The organism is Aestuariivirga sp. (assembly GCF_044238155.1).
Lineage (GTDB): Bacteria > Pseudomonadota > Alphaproteobacteria > Rhizobiales > Aestuariivirgaceae > Aestuariivirga.
The window spans coordinates 1-18,495 of record NZ_JBIIDX010000060.1 but is presented as its reverse complement, the minus strand read 5'-3'; the positions used below and the strand labels follow the sequence as shown (position 1 = coordinate 18,495).

Below are 18,495 nucleotides of genomic sequence, written 5' to 3'. Positions count from 1 at the left end.
GGGTCCACCGGAATCGGCGGCGACTGCTTTGCTCTTTACATGCCGCGGGGCAAGGGCAAGGTCGTCGCCTTCAACGGGTCCGGCCGCTTGCCGGCGGCGGCGACGCTTGAGGCTTATCACAAGGCAGTTGGCGATAAAGCCATTCCCCGCCAATCACCATTTGCCGTCACCATACCGGGCGCGATTGATGCATGGCATCAGCTGTTGCGCGATCATGGCACCAGGAGCCTTGGTGAGGTGCTGAAGCCGGCGATCGCGCTTGCTCATGATGGCTATGCAATTTCCGAGCGCGTCCATGTTGACTGGGTGGAGCAGGAGCCTCTTCTCGGCGCTGATCCTGGGGCGGCGCGCATGCTGTTGGCGGGCGGCAAGGCGCCAGCCACCGGCAGCGTCCACCGTCAGCCGGAACTGGCCCGCACCCTCGAGCTGATTGCAGCGGGCGGCCGGGACGCCTTCTACACGGGCTCTGTGGCGGCTGACATCGTGGACTACCTTCGCAGCCTGGGCGGGCTCCATACGCTTTCCGACTTCGGAGAGGCGAAGGGTGACTATGTCACGCCGATCTCGACCGGTTTTCGCGGCCACCAGATCTGGGAGTGTCCGCCGAACGGGCAGGGCATCGTTGCGCTGCTTATCCTGAACATCCTCTCCGGCTTCAAGACCAAGGGAAGTCCGGTGTCTCTCGAGCGGTATCATCGCGAAATCGAGGCGACCCGGCTTGCCTATGCCGTTCGCAATGCGGCACTTGCGGACCCCGCCATGGCCGAGGTGCCTGTTGCGGACTTGCTGTCGTCTTCGCTTGCCGACAGGCTGCGCGCCATGATCGTCGCGGGTAAGCGTATCGATTCACTTCCTGCCTATATGCCCCCGAAGCACAGCGACACAGTCTACATCACGGTCGTTGACAAGGACCGCAACGCTGCCAGCTTCATCAATTCCACGTTCAACACCTTCGGGTCGGGGCTCGTTGCGCCACGATCTGGTGTCGTGCTGCACAACCGGGCCATCAGCTTCTCTCTGGTGCCGGGTCATCCCAATCAGGTTGCCCCGCGCAAGCGACCAATGCACACGATCATTCCGGGCATGGCGGTGAAGGCGGGCAAGGCGGCGATGTCATTCGGAGTCATGGGCGGTCACTACCAGGCAATGGGCCAGGCGTCATTCGTATCAAAGGTGTATGGCTATGGCATGGACATGCAGGAGGCGATGAATCTGCCAAGGGTCTTTCCGCTGCCTGGCACAGCCCAGGTGGAGTATGAACTTACGCTCGATCCCGAGGTCGCCGATGGCCTCAAGGCCATGGGATATGAACTGGTCCGCCCGCTCCGGCCGATTGGTGGTTCGCAGGCAATTTCGATCGACTGGAAGAACGGGGTCCTCATCGGCGCGTCTGACCCTCGCAAGGATGGCTGTGCGCTTGGCTACTGATGAAGGCTTGGCAGCTGACTGTGCCGATGCACGGCTTCAGTTCGCATCGATGTAGGAGGTCTTCACGATAGTGAAGAATTCACGGGCATAGCTTCCTTGTTCGCGAGGCCCATAATTTGAGCCCTTCCTGCCGCCGAATGGCACGTGATAATCAAGACCTGCCGTCGGAAGATTGACCATCACCAGGCCGCTCTCGGCGTTCTGCTGGAAATGTCGCGCATGCCTCAGCGACTGAGTGCAGAGCCCGGCTGAGAGGCCAAATTCCGTGTCATTCGCAGTCGCGAGCGCCTCGTCATAGTCCGCAACCTTGATTACCGCTGCAACCGGGCCGAAAAGTTCGGTCCGATTTATGAACATGTCGTTGCGGGTGTTGACGAACAATGCGGGGGACAGGAAATGCCCGGGTGTCCTGCGGTCGAGAAGCTCGCCGCCGGTGTGGAGCAGGGCGCCGTCGCGCCTGGATGCCTCAAGTCCCTGCATGATTTCCTCAAGTGGACGCTTCTCTACCACCGGACCGATATCGGTTGTTTCGAGCAACGCATGGTCGACCCTCAGTGACGAGATCTGCCGTGTCAGGGCTTCGACGAATTGGTCGTGAATTCCGCGTGTGACGATCAGGCGGGATGACGCTGTACAGCGCTGCCCCGTCTGGAAGAAGGCGCCGTCTGCGGCGATCCTCACAGCTTTCCCCAGTTCGGCATCATCAAGAACGACAAGCGGGTTCTTCCCGCCCATTTCAAGCTGAACCCTCGCTCCACGCGCTGCGCAGGCCTGAGCGATGCCGCGCCCGACGGCCACTGACCCCGTGAAGCTGACGCCTGCCACATGATGGTTGCCGATGAGGTGGTCGCCAATGAACTTGCCACCTCCGATCAGCATGTTCACCACACCTGCAGGAACACCGTTCCGTTGCAGCACGTCCATGAGTGCGCAGGCGCTGGCTGGAACGAAGGACGCAGGCTTGAAGACTACCGTACAGCCGCAGGCAAGTGCCGGCGCGATCTTCCAGGCGGGAATGGCGAGGGGAAAATTCCATGGCGTGATCACCGCGACGACACCAAGAGCCTCTCTTGTAACCTGAACGTCGAGGCCCGGACGTGTAGAAGAGATGCATTCACCTGCTAGCCTGACTGCTTCGCCCGCAGCGAACTTGAAGATCATCCCGGCGCGGAATACTTCGGCAATTCCATCCCGCAGGATCTTGCCTTCCTCACGCGAGAGGAGGCGGCCGAGTTCCTCCTTTCGGGCAATCAGTTCGGAGCCTACCGCATCGAGAATATTGAAACGCGTTTGTATGGGCGTTTTCGACCAACTCTTGAATGCCTGCCGGGCTGAGGCAACCGCCGCTTCGACGTCATCGGCGGTTGCCGCAACATAGTCACCGATGACATCGGTGGTGTCGGATGGATTTCTGCTCACCAGAGAGGGCGAACCTTCCGTCCATGTGCCGTCGATGAAGCAGCCATTCATCAGTCCGCCCGCAACGCCTGAAGGGAACCAGGCTGGTTCCGTAAAGTTGATACAAACATCAATATATCCAAAATAGGTGATAAATGTATCCACGCCGGTTGTCAATGTTTCCCCGCCGGCATACGCTTACTGGTGAGGGGTTCGCTGTTTGGTGAAACGTGGGCCCGCGCCACGCCTGACCAAGGCCGCAATTTCAGAAGGGAAGCCCCGATGAACGCACCCTCCATCCTGTTTTTTGACATTGGCGGTACGGTTTTTGATTGGGAAACGGCGATCATCGAGGCGCTTGCGGATAGTGGCCTTGTTGCTGCCCCCGACCGCCGGCAGTTTGCCTGGGACTGCCGGGCCTCTTTCCTCGCTGACAGTTCTGCCGTGCGACGGGGGCTTCTGCCCTGGAAGGAAGCGGACGAACTGTTCAGTGACGTGGTTGACGGTCAATTGCAGCGCCGCGGCATGACAGGCGGTTCGGCGGCTATTGATCGGGTCAGGCGGTCTTGGTCAAGCATGCCGGCATGGCCTGAAGCCGTTGCCGCGATTGCTGCGCTTCGCGAGGCCTACCTTGTGGTCCCGCTGTCGCTGCTCAGCTGGTCCATGGCGATTGGCTCGTCCCGCCGAAACGGCATCAGCTGGGACGGACTGCTGACCTGTGACGTCATGGGGTTCTACAAACCCGACCCACGCTGCTTCGAGAAAGCGCTCGGACTGTTCAAGGCCCAGCCGAATGAGGTCATCATGGTGGCATCGCATCCAAGCGACCTTCATGCGGCCAGGGATTATGGCTTTCGGACGGCCTATGTGGAACCACGGCTGAGGGACCCAGGCGAGGACTATGCCAAGTGCAGGCCGGACGAGGATTTCGATCATTCCTTTGATGGGTTCCCCACGCTTGTCTCTGCTTTGATCGGACAGGTGATGACCAAGTCAAACCCACGGTGAGCACGGCGCAGTGAGGGTGATCGTGCGGTCTATGCCTCTACTTTACGAATTCAGGCTTATCGCCACGACTTGCTTGTGACCGACCCCGTGAGTCGCTGGGCCGCAGCTCTCTAACGGATCATGCGTTCCATGCCGTTCTCACATTGGCGGCGCTGAAGAGTTTGCCATGAGACACTGGCGGAGACGGAGGGATTCGAACCCTCGATACGCCTTACAGCGTATGACGATTTAGCAAACCGTTGCCTTCAGCCACTCGGCCACGTCTCCTGCAGCCGGGGCTTTTGCCGTGATTTCCGCGATGATGCAAGTGTGGCGTCCGTGCGCGTCTCAGCCTCGCCTGCGTGGTGGCTCGGGAAATGCGTCGCGCAGCTTGGCTTCCAGCTCTACGAGATCGGCCGGCAGCGCCATGCCGGTGGCACGCAGCTGGTTGAGTTCCTGGTGGATCTGCTCATAGAGCTCGTGCAGATCTTCCGGCGCGTTGGTCATCTCGCCCAGCAACATGCCGATCTGCGCCTTGAGCTGTTCAAATGCCATGATTCACCATTCAACTTGCTGAGCTGGGGTTCATATAGCGCAACCAGATGAATGCAGCCAGTTTAGAACCAGTTTAGAGCCGTTCTAAAGCCGAGTATTTTACTCGGAATTTCGTTGACAGTTCGCCAGGCTGCCTACATAGAGCGGCAAATCGATCGTTTTGACGCAAAGGAGTGCCTAGTCATGTTTCTCTCGCGCCGTTTGGTTCTGGCCCTTGGGTTCGCAGCAATGGTGTCTGCCGGTCTCGCCGGCCATGCCTGGGCTGATGGCGAGGTCAATGTCTATTCCTATCGCCAGCCTGCCCTGATCAATCCACTGTTCGAAGCATTCACCGCCAAAACCGGTATCAAGGTTCGCGCGGTCTTCGCCGACAATGGGCTGGTCGAGCGCCTGGCGCAGGAGGGCCGCAACAGCCCGGCGGACGTGCTGCTGAGCGCCGATGTAGGCCGTCTCGTCGAGGCTGCCGCGCGCGGCCTAGCTCAGCCCGTGACGTCGCCCGCAATCACGGACAAGGTGCCCGCCAACCTGCGTGACCCGCAAAACCTGTGGTTCGGCCTCACCATGCGGGCACGTGTTGTTTATGCCTCTCGCGAGCGTGCGCCGATCACGGCGATCAGCTATGAAGAACTCGCCGAGCCAAAGTGGAAAGGCAAGATCTGCATGCGGCCGGGCAATCATCCCTATAACCTCGGCCTCATCGCCGCGATGATCGCGCACAAGGGAGAGGATGCAGCCCGTCAGTGGCTCCAGGGGCTCAAGGCCAACCTCGCCGTGAAGCCCTCCGGCAATGATCGCAGCCAGGCCAAGAGCGTCTTTGCCGGTGAATGTGACCTGGCAATCGCCAACACCTATTACATGGGCAAGATGCTGACCGAGGAAAAGGAGCCGGAGCAGAAGGAATGGGCGAAGTCAGTCCAGATCGTTTTCCCCGCCTCTCCGGATTTCGGCACCCACGTGAATGTTTCGGGCATGCTGATGACCTCCAGTGCCCCCAACCGTGACAATGCCCTGAAGCTGATGGAGTTTCTGGCCAGCGACGAGGCCCAGCGCATCTATGCCGATGGCAATTTCGAGTATCCGGTGAACCCGGCGGTGCCTGCAAGCGAGATCGTCCAGTCCTGGGGTACATTCACGCCAGATGCCCTGAACGTGGCCGAGATCGCCCGGCTGGAGCCAGCTGCTTCGAAGCTGGTTGACGAAGTACAATTCAACGACTGAGGCCGCTGGGCAGGAATTATTGATGTATTTACGCAAGACATGCGATATGCTCGATTCAAATGGAGCAAATCATGCGTAGTTCGATCCTGGCTGCCGTTGCGGCCCTGACCTTGGCCCTTGCCACTCTGCCTGCCATTGCGGATGAGAATTTTATCCCGCTCGGGCAGGACTATGGCCTCGGCAATGATGACTTGCCGCCTCTCAACAGTGCCAAAGAGAAATTCAACGCCCAGGTCGATGTCTACCAGTCCGAGGTTTATAACCGTCAGCTGAGCCAGAAGCAGTTCGACAGCCGCATTTTCAATCTTATCAACGATCAGGAACCAGGCGACCTGAACAGCGGGCCGCTCGACTACTGAGCCGTGCGACGGGCATTAGCGCGTGATGACGAGGGCCGGGGTTCCGGCCCTTTTGCTTTGGCCCGCGGCCTGGGCTAAGCTGCATTTGGCACGCTGACTGGAGAGTGTCCGGAGCCGGCTCGCTCGCCGATGCGGACCGGCGCCAGTTGCCGAATGCCGGAAGAAGCCCTTATGTGATCGCTGGCCGTCTGCGGTTTACCCAATTGAGCAGGTCAGCTCGGCAGGATTGTGAGCCGCGTCTGACCTGCGCGGCATTCAAAGTCAGACAGAAGACGTGAAAACGGCGTCGCTTTGAAATCGTCCATCACCAGCAATGTGTTGGCGGCGAGCTGCTTGCCTCGTGGCAGCGGACAGCCGAAGAGGTAGGTTATGGCCACCACTGCGAACTGCAGTGTGAAACTGGAAAACACACCGAAGCCGGTCGACAACCGATACCAGCGGGTCGCGAAAAGCCGGGCAATGGCCAGGATCAGGCCCAGCAGGCACGTGAGCAGGGTCTCAGCTCAGAGGAGGCGGCTCTCCATCGGGAGGATCTGCTCGGGAGCGCCGAAGCCCGGCAACGCTTCCAGCCGCCTCTTCCATGCCATGACATTGGGATAGAGGGCGAGGTCAATGTTGGCTTCGCTGGCATAGCGCAGGACGCCGTAGACGCTGATGTCGGCAATGGTCGGCCGTTTGGCGGCGATCCACTCGGCGCGGCCGAGCTCGCTCTCGAGCGCGGCGAGGGCTGCCTTGGCCTCGGTGTCATACATGATGCGCACCTCGTCGCCGAACTGGCGAAGGCCGCGCGCCCGGGCCCTGAGGCGGAACACCGGGATGGCCAGCTTGTCCCACTGCCAGAACAGCCATTCGCGGATCCGGTTGCGCTCAAGGTCTGTCTTGCCGTCAAACTTGCCGAGCGTTTCGGCGAGGTGCTGCAGAATGGCGGCCGACTGGACAAAATAAGACTGGCCATCGCGCAGTGCGGGAACCTGCCCGTACCGGTTCTTGACCAGATAGTCAGGCTGCTTGTGCTGGCCTTCGCGAAGATTCACGTGGATGTAGGAGAACGGATGCCGGGCCAGTGACAGCATGAGGCCCACCGTATAGGTCGGGCCCGAGCCCAGCATGCCATAGAGCGTGAACCTCGCCTTGTTGCCTGACGTCACCGGAGCCGCGGAAGGCTTTTTTGCAGTCACTGGCTTGGTGCCCGGCGCCGAACGGCTCGCTGCGGCCTTGTCCGGTTTCTTCGCCACTGCCTTCTTTGCGGCCGCGCTGGCTGTCTTTGCCATGGTCTAAACTCTCCCAGCCCCACGATTTTATAAATCAGGGTACGGACTATAGCGGATAAGGCCGGGGCAGGACAACTGAAACCAAACCACTGAGTAAACTCACAAAATACGATCCAGACAGGAAATTTCGTGACGCGCACCAGTCGTCAGTTCAATCAAGATCTGAGATAATGCATCTATGATTATGTAATCGTTTAGTTTTTATTAGGTCTATATTCCAAGTCGCGCTTTCAGAAGGTCGCTCACAGCCTGTGGATTGGCCTTGCCGCCTGTTGCCTTCATGACCTGGCCAACGAACCAGCCGAGCATGGTGGGCTTAACCTTGACCTGCTCGACCTTGTCAGGGTTGGCGGCGATGATTTCCATCACGGCCTTCTCGATGGCCCCGGTGTCGGTGACCTGCCTCAGGCCCCGGGTTTCGACGATGGTGGCTGGTGATCCGCCCTCGGTCCAGACAATCTCGAACAGGTCCTTGGCGATCTTTCCCGAAATCGTACCACCGGCAATCAGGTCAACGATCTCACCAAGCTGGGCGGCCGAGACTGGCGTGGCCTCGATGCTCTTGCCCTCCTTGTTGAGGCGCCCGAACAGTTCGTTGATCACCCAGTTCGCGGCCATCTTGCCGTCACGGCCCCTGGCCACCTGTTCGAAGAAGTCCGCTGACGCCCGCTCGGCCGAGAGCACCTGCGCGTCATAGGCTGTGAGGCCATAGTCCTTCATGAAGCGGGCGATCTTCTGGTCAGGCAGTTCCGGGAGTGAGGCGGCAATTCCGTCGATCCAGTCCTGTTCCAGTTCCAGAGGCAGCAGGTCCGGATCGGGGAAATAGCGATAGTCGTGCGCCTCCTCCTTGGACCGCATGGAACGAGTCTCGCCCTTCCTGGCATCGAACAGGCGGGTCTCCTGCGCGATTGATCCACCATCCTCGAGAATGCCGATCTGGCGGCGCGCCTCATAGTCGATGGCCTGTCCCATGAAGCGGATTGAATTCACGTTCTTGATCTCGCAGCGGGTGCCGAAGTCCGTGCCCGGCCGGCGCACCGAGACATTGATGTCGGCGCGCAGCGAGCCCTGCTCCATGTTGCCGTCGCAGGTGCCCAGATAGCGCATGATTTGCCGGAGCTTGGTGACATAGGCCTTGGCTTCGTCGGCCGAGCGCATGTCGGGCTTCGAGACGATCTCCATCAGGGCGCAGCCGGAGCGGTTGAGGTCGACGAAGCTCATGTTGGGGTGCTGGTCGTGCAGTGATTTGCCGGCGTCCTGCTCGAGGTGCAGGCGTTCGATGCCAACCTCGACGGCGCGGCCGTCAACATCGACATGGACCTGGCCTTCGCCCACCACCGGCTGCTTGTACTGCGAGATCTGGTAGCCCTGCGGCAGGTCAGGGTAGAAATAATTCTTGCGATCGAACACCGAGCGGCGGTTGATCTGGGCCTTTAGGCCGAGCCCGGTGCGCACCGCCTGCTCGACGCAATAGGCGTTGATGACGGGCAGCATGCCTGGCATTGCCGCATCAACCAGCGAAACATGGTCATTGGGCGCGCCGCCGAACTCGGCCGAGGCGCCGGAGAACAGCTTCGACTTTGACAGCACCTGGGCGTGCACCTCCATGCCGATGACGATTTCCCAGTCACCTGTGGCGCCCTTGATCCAGTCCTTCTTCTCGGCCACGCGCCTTGCGGAATCCATCATGCCAGTCACCTCTCAGGGCGCCTTGCTACTCAACCGGGGCCGATGGTTCAAGGCCTTCCGCTCGAGTGGCTTTTCCCGGCTGCGGCTCCATGCTAGCGCTCTGGGTTCAAGAACCGGTTGCATTCCAATGTCAAAGATCAAACCCGACCTGTCCGGCCTTGCGCCCGAAACACGCCTTGTGGCCGCCGGGCGCGACTATGCCGAGCACGGCTTCGTCAACCCGGCCGTCTATCATGCATCGACGGTGCTGTTTCCCTCCGTCGAGTCTCTCACCGGACGCAGCCAACCCTACGTCTATGGCCGGCGTGGCACGCCCACCTCGCGCGCAGTGGAGGAGGCCGTGGCCATGCTCGAGGGCGGCCACAACTCCAAGATGGCGCCATCTGGTCTGGCTGCGATTTCGACGGCGCTTCTCGCCTTCCTCAAGACCGGGGATCACCTCCTGATGGTGGATACGGTCTACCAGCCTGTCCGTCAGCTGTGTGAGGGGCTGCTCAGGGGGCTCGGCATCGAAACCAGTTATTATGATCCGCTGATCGGGCGCGGAATTGCCCAGCTGATGCGGGCCAAGACACGCGTGGTCTATACCGAGTCACCGGGCTCGCAAACCATGGAGGTGCAGGACGTTCCGGCGATCGCCGAGGCCGCACACAGGGCCGGGGCCATCGTCATGATTGACAATACCTGGGGGGCAGGGCACTTCTTCAAGGCCTTTGACCACGGCGCAGATGTGTCGGTGCAGGCGGCGACCAAGTATCTCGTCGGTCACTCCGATGCGATGATGGGAACCGTCACCTGCAATCGGGAGACCTGGGAAACATTCCGCGACGCCTATGAGCAGCTGGGGCAATTTGCCGGTCCCGATGACATGTACCTCACCCTGCGCGGCATCCACACGCTCGACGTGCGCCTCGAGCGCCACATGAAGAATGCCATCCTGGTGGCGGAGTGGCTGCGTGGCCGGCCCGAGGTGGACACGGTGCTCTATCCCGCCCTGTCGAACGCCCCGGGCCATGGCCTGTGGAAGCGCGACTTCACAGGTGCCTCCGGCCTGTTCTCCATCGTGCTCAAGCCATGCCCGGATGCTGCCGCCGCCGCCTTCCTCGACCGGCTGAGCCTGTTCGGCATGGGCTATAGTTGGGGCGGATATGAGAGCCTCGTGGTGCCGTTCAAACCACAGCGCAGCGCAACCTCGTGGACCCCGACCGGTCACTGCATTCGTTTTCACATCGGACTTGAGAACCCGGACGATCTCAAGGCCGATCTCGCAGAAGGTTTCCGGGCCCTGGCGGCCCACTCTTGAAAAAGCGGATTTCCTTCCTATCTCATGATCCGGGTTTGAGGAGGACCGGGTGATGTCCATGCTTCGACGACTTGCCGCCCTATTTCTTGTGCTGGTTCTTGGCGGGCCGGCGCTTGCACAGTCGGATGAGCCGGCCATGATCTTTGAGAAAACCACCGTATGGCGCATGCTGTCGCCGGACGCCACGCTCGCCACCTTCGTGATCGATGATCCCGGCGTAGCCGGAGTGGCCTGCTATTTCACGGTGCCGGAGGTTGGCGGATGGTCGGGCTGGGCGGGATTCGCCGAGGAGCGCTCGGAGGTCTCGATTGCCTGCCGTCAGGTTGGCCCCATCCAGTTCAAGACCAAGTTCGATCAGGGCGAAGAGATCTACCGTGAGCGCCGATCGCTGTTCTGGAAGAAGATGCAGATCGTGCGCGGCTGCGACGCCCAGCGCAATGTGCTGGTCTATCTCGCCTATTCCGACAAGCTTATCGAAGGCTCGCCGCAGAACTCGACCTCGACCGTGCCGGTGATGCCCTGGGGTGATGAAACCGCACCAAAGTGTGGGGAGTTTGTGAACCAATAGGGCGTGGTGCTGAACTCACCAGGCCTGATCATCTGTCCCGCACACCGGTTCTTACGGCCGATTGCTGCGGTCAAACCAGCAAAGGTTGTTGTTTTGCAATTGCCGGACCGACCCTCAGAGCAGGACGCGACCTGATTGAAACAGCGCCATTCGGTCGCTGCCTCGGATAGCTCGACCCGGCCACCAGCCCGCCTCTTGTCATTCTCCTGACCACACCGCGAAATTTCCAACGCGGCGCGACTCAATAGGGTCGGTTGTTGCTCTAGTGGCCGGAGCCTTGCCCTTCATGGCCGGTTGAACTGGCGCTGCGGCGCGTTGCGTACTAAACTCACAAAATCGCTGGCATGACAGCTCGCACTGTCGGTGTACATCCATCCACCACGCCATAGCAGGTGTGCAGGCTGGATCGTGCGTAGACCGAATTACACAAGAAGGATGATGTAAAATGAGGAATCTGGTTCGGGCATTGGTCATTTCAGGCCTTGCGGTGATGGCGTCGCCGGCTTCGGCGGGAGGGCTGCCGGATGCAGCACCTGAGCAACTTGTCCGTGACTGGCTCTCCATTCTCTATTCGGGCAATGGGCCCAAAGTGGAGGCGATCCTCGCAGATCACTTCCAGGTTGTCATGGCGAGTGGCGACAGCTTCATCAAGAGTCAAGTTGCGGGCGTGCTCCCGGTTGCCAAGAGCCAGGCAAACGTGAGCGACATCGTGACGACGAGGTCCGAGACCATCGTTGTGGCACGCTACAATCTGGAAATCGAACAGCTGATACTGGGCAAGCCGCAAACTCGACTTGCGCCCCGCATGACCATCTTTGAACGGCACGCGGATGGATGGTACGTGACGGCGCACGCCAACTTTGCGGTGCCGGTGGCGCCAGATAACTGATCGGCGACCAGGATCGTCTGATGCCTTCGCCGCCGGGCAGCGGTTGCCACCTTTCGCTCGTCAGGATTGGTCGTCGTAGGCCGAGAGATACTGGACCATGGCCTTGTGGTAGCGCGTCATGCCCTTGTAGTCGACGAGCTCCTGGTGGAGGGACCTCATCACGCGATGAAGCCGCCGTCCCCAGTCACGATTGGTCACGAGCTCGCAGAGCGGCGCGAGATAGGTTCGGATCGGAAAGACGATGGCATTTGAGCGCGGCAGCCGGTGCAGTGGCTGCAACTCGACGCGGAGATGGACGGCCTCCCCGGCATTTTCGGGTGTCACCATGGTCCGGTTTGGCCCCCAGTCGGGCAACGTCTCGGCCGAGGTTTCAAGCCGCGGAAACACCGTCGTCGTCCAGTTCAATCGCCGGACTGGATGGTTGGTGCGCAGGCGCAGCATGAACTTCAGGGCCTTATCGAAGACGCCCATCTCATGGGCGAGGGGAACCGGGCCATGGAATTCGTGCCAACTCATGCCAAGATCGAAGCGGATGGAATAATCCGCCCGCTCCGTTGTCATGCCGGCGCCGATATAGAGCGTCTGGTCGCGCTCCTCCAGCAACACCCAGTCTCCCTGCGCCTGACGCGAGATGTACTCGAAGGGCTCCATGGGCAGTGTCGAGGGGTCGCCGAAGGTGAAGCTGTCTTCAAGCCCGAGAAGCCGGTTGACCCAGGTCCAGCGCGCACCCTGCTTGTGCAGTTCGAAGCATTGCGGATAGTCGCGTGAATAGGACTCCATGATCAGTTCGAGAATGTCCCATTGCGCCTGCATCATGTGCGGTAGCGACACGTAGTGGACCCCGGGTTGCTCTGCGAGCGCCCGTGCCCGGTCGCCACATTCGGCGACATAGTGTTCGTCAATGTCGAAGGCATTGGCGAACACGCCGTCTCCGCGCCGGACATGGGGCTCGAGATTGACCGAATACATGTAGCTGTCATCGGGGAAAGGGAAGGGGAAGCGGGCGATCGCCTCTGGTGAATTGGAGAAACGGTAGGGAACTCGGAAGGACTCGTCGTGCTTGATGGGCATTTGCATGGAATGCGTTCCTGTTCAGAGATCTACAACCAGCGTGCCGCCATCGGCCCGCGAGATACATGGCATGAAATGGCTGTTGCACGCCTTCGCCGCTTCGCTCAGCCAGACATCGTGGTGTTCGATTGCGCAGTCTGTGCGGAGGATGCGGGTCTCGCACTGGCCGCATGCGCCGCCCCGGCACAGATAGGGAATGGATATGCCATTGGCCTCGAGCACTTCGAGCGGGCTGACCTGGGCGGGCACGCGCAGCGTGATGCCGCTGCGAGCAAGCACCAGATCAAAGGGTTTGCCGGATTTCTGCTCGACGAACTGTTCGAAATGCACGTGGCTGTCTGACCAGCCCAGCCGGCGGGCTGCCGCACGGGCATCGGCAATCATCGTGCTGGGACCACAAATATAGGCATGGCTTCCGAGGGGCCTGCGCGCCAGTATTGCCTCAAAATCGGGGCGGCCCTCCGTGCGGGTGTAGCGCAGGTGGACACGCTTGCCGAAGCGATCGGCAAGGCGGTGCGCCAGCACGGCGTCAGCGGGTGTCCGGCATGAGACATGCACCTCGAATGCAGCGCCGGCGCGTTCGAGTTCTTCGACCTGCGGGAAGACCGGCGTGATGCCTATTCCCCCGACCAGAAAGACATGCAGCTTTCCATGGATCTGAATCGGGAACAGATTGACAGGTGGCGAAATGCCAAGCCGGTCGCCTGGGCGCAGCTGATGCATGAAGCGCGACCCGCCGCGGCCAGACTCCATCCGCCGAACGGCAATATCGTAATGGCTCGTGTCGTAGGGTGAACTCATCAGCGAATAGGCATTGCGCAGGTGAGTGTCGCCATCGAGGTCGATGCCGACGGTGATGTGGCTGCCGCCCGAGAAGCCTGGCAGGTAGTGGCCATCCTCCGCGCTCAGCCGCAGAGTGCGGATCTCTGGAGTGACATCGTCAATCCGGGCGACGGTGACGGGGATCAGTCCGACTGCAGTATCCTGGCTCATTCCGGCTCCGCGGGTCTGTAGCACGATCCGACCTTATTGAAGCAGCGCCGTTCGGTCGCTGCGGTGGTGGCCGGCAGGCGCGGGCCGGAACGAGTGCTGGGGGTCCTCGTGAGGAGTGCTGCGAGCTGGACGCCCGCCGCCAGCGAACCGGAAGGGCCGGGGCCTTTTGTGCTGTGGTGGAGCCGAATGGCTCGGCCGTGCCACCGACCCGCCATTCGCCATTCTCCTGGCCACACAGCGCAATCCCTCCGGCGGCGCCTTCCAATCAGGTCGGATGTTGCTCTAGCTGTCAAGATCAGTCGCCTCTGGCAATTCGCCGGGTACCTCGGCATCTGCCTGAACCCCCATGAAGGCGCCCATCAGCCGGGAGTAATGGTCCCTGACAATGAGTGGCTTGCCACAACCCGTACAGGCGAAGACCCGTCTGGTGATGTTCTCGCTGTAGGCGTCGCAGTGAACGCACCAGACCCGGCGAACCAGGCTACCGCAATGCTCGCGCAGCACCTCATCGGCGTTGAGGTCGAACTGGCGGGCGATCTTCATGGCCAGACCGATGAAACTCTCCGACCCCGCGAGATAGAGCCGGGTGCCCATGAAGGCCCGAGACAGTCGCTGGTCGAGGGCGGCCAGGAGCGAGGCATTGTCCGCGAAGCCGTGGCATATGGCAGGTGCCGCCTCCCTGAGGGCCTCAAGGTGGTCTTGTCCGGAGAAGCTTTCCGTCGAATAGAGAACCTCGATTTCCGCTCCGGCGGGCATGTCCTGCAACAGCCGCAGCATGGCGGAACCGCCGGATCCCTGGCCGACAATCACGTGCAGTCGTGCCTCCGGAAACGGCGCCAGCCGGTCGTAGACCGGCCTGCTCTTGATCCCCGTAATCAGCATCGCAAACCTCCCTTGTGGCAGTTTACCAAGGGCGCGAGGGCGTGACCACCAAAACCGGAGCATGAGCCCGGCCGTTAAACAGGCGCTCCGGGACCGATCGGGCGCCCGTCTGCGATGCGTCTGATCTGGTCGCGGGTCTCAGCGCTCGAGACGGATGCGAAGGCCGTTCAGGTCCGCCGATGCCTTTAGGCCAATTTTCTTGCCGGAGACCTCGAGTTCTACGCCACGGGAGTTCCGCAACCTGGCAACGGCGCCGCCGCCGGCAACCGAGAGTCCCGCGGCCACTGCCCGATAATTACCTTCAATATCTCGCGGCCGGCTGAGGTTGCGGGCGCGGCCGACAAAGTCGATGGATGCAATGCCGATCGTTGCGCCAACGCTGATGCCGCCGATGCTGAAAGGGTAACGGTTGCCCTTGAAAAAGAGCGATCCACTGCCGCCGCCGAACCCGACGATGAGCCCGGCCCGCACCACGCGGAACTAGATGTTGCCGGTGGCGGCATCGGCGGGCGATGCGCCGCTCGCGGCCAATCCAGCGGGCGCGAGTGCGATCGAAATGATCGCTGTCAGCACCTTTCGCCGGGTTGGTTGCGGCTTGCGCACAAGGCCTGCCCTTACCGATGGCGTTCTGGCTTTCATGATCTTCTCCCGTTTCATGTCGAATGAAATGCTCAATGGATGTCCGCTGTCATGTGTCTCCGCTTGACCCCGTGGGCATCATTCCGCTTCTGATCAGCATAAATATTCAGTTTAGAAAATATACACAAAAACGAGAATTGTCCTTCCGTCGACGAACGCTGATGGATCGCATTCTATTTAGGGTAGCGGACATATTTGGTTTGCGTCTTCAGGGTTGCAACGCAAGCGCGCCGAAGCGTTTCAATTCGTTCTCGATCCATCAAAAGCTGCGACTGAGATCGCTTTCATCATGTGATCGGTCTTTCGAGCATTGACTCGGGGCCCGCAGGTGTTATGCGACGTCTCGCATAAATTGCATATTGATATCCCAATGTGTAAGACAACTGGAGAAGCCCGTGTCGCAGAACGGCAATTCCCAAAAACTCACACTCCTGGCTCTGACCGGCATGGTCGTGGGATCGATGGTGGGGGCAGGAATTTTCAATCTTCCGGGCCGTTTCGGTTCGGCGACCGGGCCGTTTGGCGCCCTCATCGCCTGGGCGATCGCGGGGACAGGCATGTACATGCTTGCCCGGGTTTTCCAGGCGCTGGCTGAGCGCAAGCCTGACATCGACGCCGGTGTCTTTGCCTACGCAAAGGCTGGCTTTGGCGACTACATGGGCTTTCTGTCGGCCTTCGGCTACTGGCTTGGAAGCTGCCTGGGCAACGTCTTCTACTGGGTGCTCATCGGTTCCACGCTGGGGGCATTCTTTCCGGTATTCGGCGGTGGCAACACGCTGACCGCAATCCTGGTTTCACTCGCTGGCATCTGGACCTTCCATTTCCTGATCCTGCGTGGCGTCGAGCAGGCAGCCTTCATCAACTCCGTGGTGACGGTCGCCAAGATCGTGCCGATCATCGTTGCCATCATCGCGTTCATCATCTTTTTCAACTACGCTCAGTTTGCCGATAATTTCTTCGGCGGCGCCGACATGCCGGAGAAGCCGCTGTGGGCCCAGGTGCGCGACACGATGCTGATCACGGTGTTCGTGTTTCTCGGCATTGAGGGTGCGAGCGTCTATTCCCGATTTGCCAAGACGCGCGCCGATGTCGGCCGGGCCACGATCCTCGGCTTTGTCGGCGTCACGGGGTTGATGGTGGCGATCACGCTGCTGCCCTATGGTGTCATGCCGCAATCCTCGATCGCCGGCCTGCGCCAGCCGTCGCTTGCGGGCGCGCTGGAGGCGATTGCGGGGCCCTGGGGCACGATCTTCATCTCGGTTGGCGTCCTGATCTCGGTCCTGGGTGCCTATCTCGCCTGGTCGCTGATCTGTGCCGAGGTGCTGTTTGCAGCGGCAAAGTCCAAGGACATGCCGAAGATGTTCGCCTTGCAAAACTCCAACCGGGTTCCCGCCAATGCCCTGTGGCTCACCAACATCGTCGTCTCGCTCTTCGTGATCTCGACCTACTGGTCACGCGACGCCTTCAACTTCATGCTCGACATGACCAGCGTCACCACGCTGCTGCCCTATCTCCTGGTGGCTGGTTATGGCGTGCTGCTGGCGCGCAGCGGCGAAGGCTATGAGGCGGTGCCGCAGGAGCGGGGCAGGGACCAGGTGATCGCCTGGCTCGCCGTGCTCTATACGATCGTCATGTTCGTTGCAGCGGGTCTCAAATACACCCTGCTGGTTACCTTGCTCTTCCTGCCCGGCACCATCCTCTATCTCTGGGCGCGGCGCGAGCAGAACATCGAGCTGTTCTCACGACGCGATCTTGCAATCTTTGCCGTGACGGCGGTGGCTGCCGTCATCGGCCTCATCGGACTGCTGTCTGGCACCATCACACCCTGAAACAGGAAGGTAACTGCCATGTCCCAAGACGTGATGTTCGGCGTACACTCGGAAGTTGGCCAGCTACGGAAGGTTATGGTCTGCGCACCGGGACGGGCGCACCAGCGGCTGACCCCCAGCAATTGCGACCAGCTTCTGTTCGACGACGTGCTGTGGGTGGAGACGGCCAAGCGCGACCACTTCGACTTTATCCTGAAGATGCGTGACCGCGGCATCGAGGTGGTGGAGATGCACAATCTCCTTGCTGAGACCATGGCTGTTCCCGAGGCGCGCCAATGGGTGATCGACAACCAGATTCTGCCCGATCAGGTAGGGCTGGGGCTGATCGACGAGATCAGGAGCTACCTGATGGGCCTGTCCGACCGCGATCTTGCGGAGACGCTGATTGGCGGGCTTTCCACCGAGGAGTTCCCCGAGTCGATCGGCGGGGACACGCTGCGCATCATCCGGCAGGCGGCGGGCATCACCGAATATCTGCTGCCGCCTCTGCCCAACACGCTCTACACCCGTGACACCACCTGCTGGATCTATGGCGGCTGCACGCTGAACTCCCTCTACTGGCCGGCCCGCCACGAAGAGCCGATCCTGACGACCGCCATCTACAAGTTCCACCCTGATTTCGCGGGCAAGGTGACTGTGTGGTGGGGCGACCCGACCAAGGACCACGGTCTTGCGACGCTGGAAGGCGGTGACGTGATGCCGATCGGCAAGGGCAATGTACTGATCGGCATGAGCGAGCGGACCTCGCGGCAGGCCATCAGCCAGCTGGCCGCCGCCCTGTTCCGCCAGGGAGTTGCCGAGCGTGTCATCGTGGCGGCCATGCCAAAGCTTCGTGCCGCCATGCACCTTGATACGGTGTTCACCTTTGCCGACCGGGACTGCGTGCTGATCTACCCCGACATCGTCAATGGCATCGAGGCGTATTCCTACCGGCCGAGCAGCCATCCGAGTGGTGTTGAACTGCGCAAGGACGAGGGTTCCTTCGTCGAAGTGGTGGCGCAGGCGCTGGGCGTCAAGTCCATGCGCGTGGTCGAGACCGGCGGAACCGCCTACATGCGCGAGCGCACCCAGTGGGACAGCGGCGCCAACCTCGTCTGCGCGTCACCGGGCGTCGTCTATGCCTATGACCGCAATACCTACACCAACTCGCTGCTGCGCAAACAGGGAATCGAGGTCATCACCATCAGCGGTTCCGAACTGGGGCGCGGCCGCGGCGGCGGGCACTGCATGACCTGTCCCATCATCCGCGACGCAGCGGAGTTCTGACAATCGTTATGGCGGCAGCAACATGAACCCGCCGCCGGCCACCCCTCTTGCGGGAGGCGCATGAGCAAACCGGAAGACATACAGCCGCTCAGCCTGCTGGAGGCGGTGATCCCGATTGCCAGTCTGGTGATCTTGGTCGGGCTGGCCTTT

General features: G+C 60.9%; 19 protein-coding genes and 1 tRNA gene. 9 read left to right on the top strand and 11 right to left on the bottom strand.

Annotated elements, in window-relative coordinates:
- A partial coding sequence (locus tag ACILRN_RS08125) for a gamma-glutamyltransferase family protein (RefSeq protein ID WP_395687202.1) occupies positions 1 to 1,428 on the top strand: 1,428 nt, incomplete at its 5' end.
- A 36-nt stretch (positions 1,429 to 1,464) separates the two neighbouring features.
- Here the strand turns inward: ACILRN_RS08125 and ACILRN_RS08120 are convergent.
- Positions 1,465 to 2,898, bottom strand: coding sequence for an aldehyde dehydrogenase family protein (locus tag ACILRN_RS08120; protein ID WP_395687206.1), 1,434 nt, complete (start codon positions 2,896 to 2,898; stop codon positions 1,465 to 1,467).
- Between the two features lie 210 nt (positions 2,899 to 3,108).
- Between ACILRN_RS08120 and ACILRN_RS08115 the strand changes: the two genes are divergently transcribed.
- Positions 3,109 to 3,834 (top strand): HAD-IA family hydrolase, encoded by a 726-nt coding sequence (locus ACILRN_RS08115; RefSeq protein ID WP_395687201.1) that lies wholly within the window; start codon positions 3,109 to 3,111, stop codon positions 3,832 to 3,834.
- 175 nt (positions 3,835 to 4,009) lie between these two features.
- On the opposite strand, the gene ACILRN_RS08110 is transcribed toward ACILRN_RS08115, so the two are convergent.
- Positions 4,010 to 4,101: transfer RNA gene (locus ACILRN_RS08110), tRNA-Ser, on the bottom strand.
- 60 nt (positions 4,102 to 4,161) lie between these two features.
- Entirely contained in the window at positions 4,162 to 4,368 is a 207-nt protein-coding gene (locus ACILRN_RS08105; RefSeq protein ID WP_395687199.1) for a hypothetical protein, read from the bottom strand.
- Positions 4,369 to 4,551: 183 nt separating this feature from the next.
- Between ACILRN_RS08105 and ACILRN_RS08100 the strand changes: the two genes are divergently transcribed.
- Positions 4,552 to 5,586 carry a Fe(3+) ABC transporter substrate-binding protein gene (locus ACILRN_RS08100; protein WP_395687197.1) on the top strand — a complete coding sequence of 345 codons (1,035 nt, stop codon included), beginning with the start codon at positions 4,552 to 4,554 and terminating at the stop codon, positions 5,584 to 5,586.
- Between the two features lie 59 nt (positions 5,587 to 5,645).
- The gene (locus tag ACILRN_RS08095) at positions 5,646 to 5,945 is read left to right on the top strand and encodes a hypothetical protein (protein ID WP_395687195.1); all 300 of its coding nucleotides are present in this window, start codon (positions 5,646 to 5,648) and stop codon (positions 5,943 to 5,945) included.
- A 212-nt stretch (positions 5,946 to 6,157) separates the two neighbouring features.
- Here the strand turns inward: ACILRN_RS08095 and ACILRN_RS08090 are convergent, their stop codons facing one another.
- The 3 genes from ACILRN_RS08090 to gatB form a co-directional block, all read right to left on the bottom strand.
- A complete protein-coding gene (locus tag ACILRN_RS08090) occupies positions 6,158 to 6,373 on the bottom strand; it encodes a hypothetical protein (protein ID WP_395687193.1) in 216 nt (71 codons plus the stop codon).
- A gap of 75 nt (positions 6,374 to 6,448) precedes the next feature.
- Positions 6,449 to 7,216 carry a glutathione S-transferase family protein gene (locus ACILRN_RS08085; RefSeq protein ID WP_395687191.1) on the bottom strand — a complete coding sequence of 256 codons (768 nt, stop codon included), beginning with the start codon at positions 7,214 to 7,216 and terminating at the stop codon, positions 6,449 to 6,451.
- Between the two features lie 210 nt (positions 7,217 to 7,426).
- Positions 7,427 to 8,902 (bottom strand): Asp-tRNA(Asn)/Glu-tRNA(Gln) amidotransferase subunit GatB, encoded by a 1,476-nt coding sequence (gene gatB / locus ACILRN_RS08080; RefSeq protein WP_395687204.1) that lies wholly within the window; start codon positions 8,900 to 8,902, stop codon positions 7,427 to 7,429.
- A 130-nt stretch (positions 8,903 to 9,032) separates the two neighbouring features.
- On the opposite strand from gatB, the gene metC reads away from it, so the two are divergent.
- From metC to ACILRN_RS08065, 3 genes are all read left to right on the top strand, one after another.
- Positions 9,033 to 10,208, top strand: a complete 1,176-nt coding sequence (gene metC, locus ACILRN_RS08075; RefSeq protein ID WP_395687189.1) for a cystathionine beta-lyase — start codon at positions 9,033 to 9,035, stop codon at positions 10,206 to 10,208.
- A gap of 52 nt (positions 10,209 to 10,260) precedes the next feature.
- Positions 10,261 to 10,776 (top strand): CreA family protein, encoded by a 516-nt coding sequence (locus tag ACILRN_RS08070; protein ID WP_395687188.1) that lies wholly within the window; start codon positions 10,261 to 10,263, stop codon positions 10,774 to 10,776.
- Between the two features lie 445 nt (positions 10,777 to 11,221).
- Positions 11,222 to 11,665: a nuclear transport factor 2 family protein gene (locus ACILRN_RS08065; RefSeq protein WP_395687186.1), complete on the top strand. Its 444-nt coding sequence runs from the start codon at positions 11,222 to 11,224 to the stop codon at positions 11,663 to 11,665.
- Positions 11,666 to 11,725: 60 nt separating this feature from the next.
- Here the strand turns inward: ACILRN_RS08065 and ACILRN_RS08060 are convergent, their stop codons facing one another.
- The 5 genes from ACILRN_RS08060 to ACILRN_RS08040 form a co-directional block, all read right to left on the bottom strand.
- A complete protein-coding gene (locus ACILRN_RS08060) occupies positions 11,726 to 12,742 on the bottom strand; it encodes a heme-dependent oxidative N-demethylase family protein (RefSeq protein ID WP_395687185.1) in 1,017 nt (338 codons plus the stop codon).
- Between the two features lie 15 nt (positions 12,743 to 12,757).
- Positions 12,758 to 13,729: a PDR/VanB family oxidoreductase gene (locus ACILRN_RS08055; RefSeq protein ID WP_395687183.1), complete on the bottom strand. Its 972-nt coding sequence runs from the start codon at positions 13,727 to 13,729 to the stop codon at positions 12,758 to 12,760.
- Between the two features lie 282 nt (positions 13,730 to 14,011).
- A complete protein-coding gene (locus ACILRN_RS08050) occupies positions 14,012 to 14,611 on the bottom strand; it encodes a dimethylamine monooxygenase subunit DmmA family protein (protein WP_395687182.1) in 600 nt (199 codons plus the stop codon).
- A gap of 138 nt (positions 14,612 to 14,749) precedes the next feature.
- Positions 14,750 to 15,082 carry a hypothetical protein gene (locus ACILRN_RS08045; protein WP_395687181.1) on the bottom strand — a complete coding sequence of 111 codons (333 nt, stop codon included), beginning with the start codon at positions 15,080 to 15,082 and terminating at the stop codon, positions 14,750 to 14,752.
- A 9-nt stretch (positions 15,083 to 15,091) separates the two neighbouring features.
- Positions 15,092 to 15,250: a hypothetical protein gene (locus tag ACILRN_RS08040; protein WP_395687179.1), complete on the bottom strand. Its 159-nt coding sequence runs from the start codon at positions 15,248 to 15,250 to the stop codon at positions 15,092 to 15,094.
- 395 nt (positions 15,251 to 15,645) lie between these two features.
- On the opposite strand from ACILRN_RS08040, the gene ACILRN_RS08035 reads away from it, so the two are divergent.
- Complete coding sequence (locus ACILRN_RS08035) at positions 15,646 to 17,079, top strand: basic amino acid/polyamine antiporter (RefSeq protein ID WP_395687178.1); 1,434 nt, start codon at positions 15,646 to 15,648, stop codon at positions 17,077 to 17,079.
- Positions 17,080 to 17,097: 18 nt separating this feature from the next.
- A complete protein-coding gene (gene arcA / locus ACILRN_RS08030) occupies positions 17,098 to 18,345 on the top strand; it encodes an arginine deiminase (protein WP_395687176.1) in 1,248 nt (415 codons plus the stop codon).
- The last annotated feature ends 150 nt before the right edge of the window (positions 18,346 to 18,495 follow it).

Coding starts and splice junctions, on each gene's coding strand:
- ACILRN_RS08100 (WP_395687197.1), top strand. CDS start 4,552: ATGTTTCTCTCGCGCCGTTTGGTTCTGGCCCTTGGGTTCGCAGCAATG.
- gatB (WP_395687204.1), bottom strand. CDS start 8,902: ATGGATTCCGCAAGGCGCGTGGCCGAGAAGAAGGACTGGATCAAGGGC.
- ACILRN_RS08115 (WP_395687201.1), top strand. CDS start 3,109: ATGAACGCACCCTCCATCCTGTTTTTTGACATTGGCGGTACGGTTTTT.
- ACILRN_RS08065 (WP_395687186.1), top strand. CDS start 11,222: ATGAGGAATCTGGTTCGGGCATTGGTCATTTCAGGCCTTGCGGTGATG.
- ACILRN_RS08120 (WP_395687206.1), bottom strand. CDS start 2,898: ATGAATGGCTGCTTCATCGACGGCACATGGACGGAAGGTTCGCCCTCT.
- ACILRN_RS08040 (WP_395687179.1), bottom strand. CDS start 15,250: ATGAAAGCCAGAACGCCATCGGTAAGGGCAGGCCTTGTGCGCAAGCCG.
- ACILRN_RS08055 (WP_395687183.1), bottom strand. CDS start 13,729: ATGAGCCAGGATACTGCAGTCGGACTGATCCCCGTCACCGTCGCCCGG.
- ACILRN_RS08095 (WP_395687195.1), top strand. CDS start 5,646: ATGGAGCAAATCATGCGTAGTTCGATCCTGGCTGCCGTTGCGGCCCTG.
- ACILRN_RS08070 (WP_395687188.1), top strand. CDS start 10,261: ATGTCCATGCTTCGACGACTTGCCGCCCTATTTCTTGTGCTGGTTCTT.
- ACILRN_RS08050 (WP_395687182.1), bottom strand. CDS start 14,611: ATGCTGATTACGGGGATCAAGAGCAGGCCGGTCTACGACCGGCTGGCG.
- ACILRN_RS08105 (WP_395687199.1), bottom strand. CDS start 4,368: ATGGCATTTGAACAGCTCAAGGCGCAGATCGGCATGTTGCTGGGCGAG.
- arcA (WP_395687176.1), top strand. CDS start 17,098: ATGTCCCAAGACGTGATGTTCGGCGTACACTCGGAAGTTGGCCAGCTA.
- ACILRN_RS08060 (WP_395687185.1), bottom strand. CDS start 12,742: ATGCAAATGCCCATCAAGCACGACGAGTCCTTCCGAGTTCCCTACCGT.
- metC (WP_395687189.1), top strand. CDS start 9,033: ATGTCAAAGATCAAACCCGACCTGTCCGGCCTTGCGCCCGAAACACGC.
- ACILRN_RS08085 (WP_395687191.1), bottom strand. CDS start 7,216: ATGGCAAAGACAGCCAGCGCGGCCGCAAAGAAGGCAGTGGCGAAGAAA.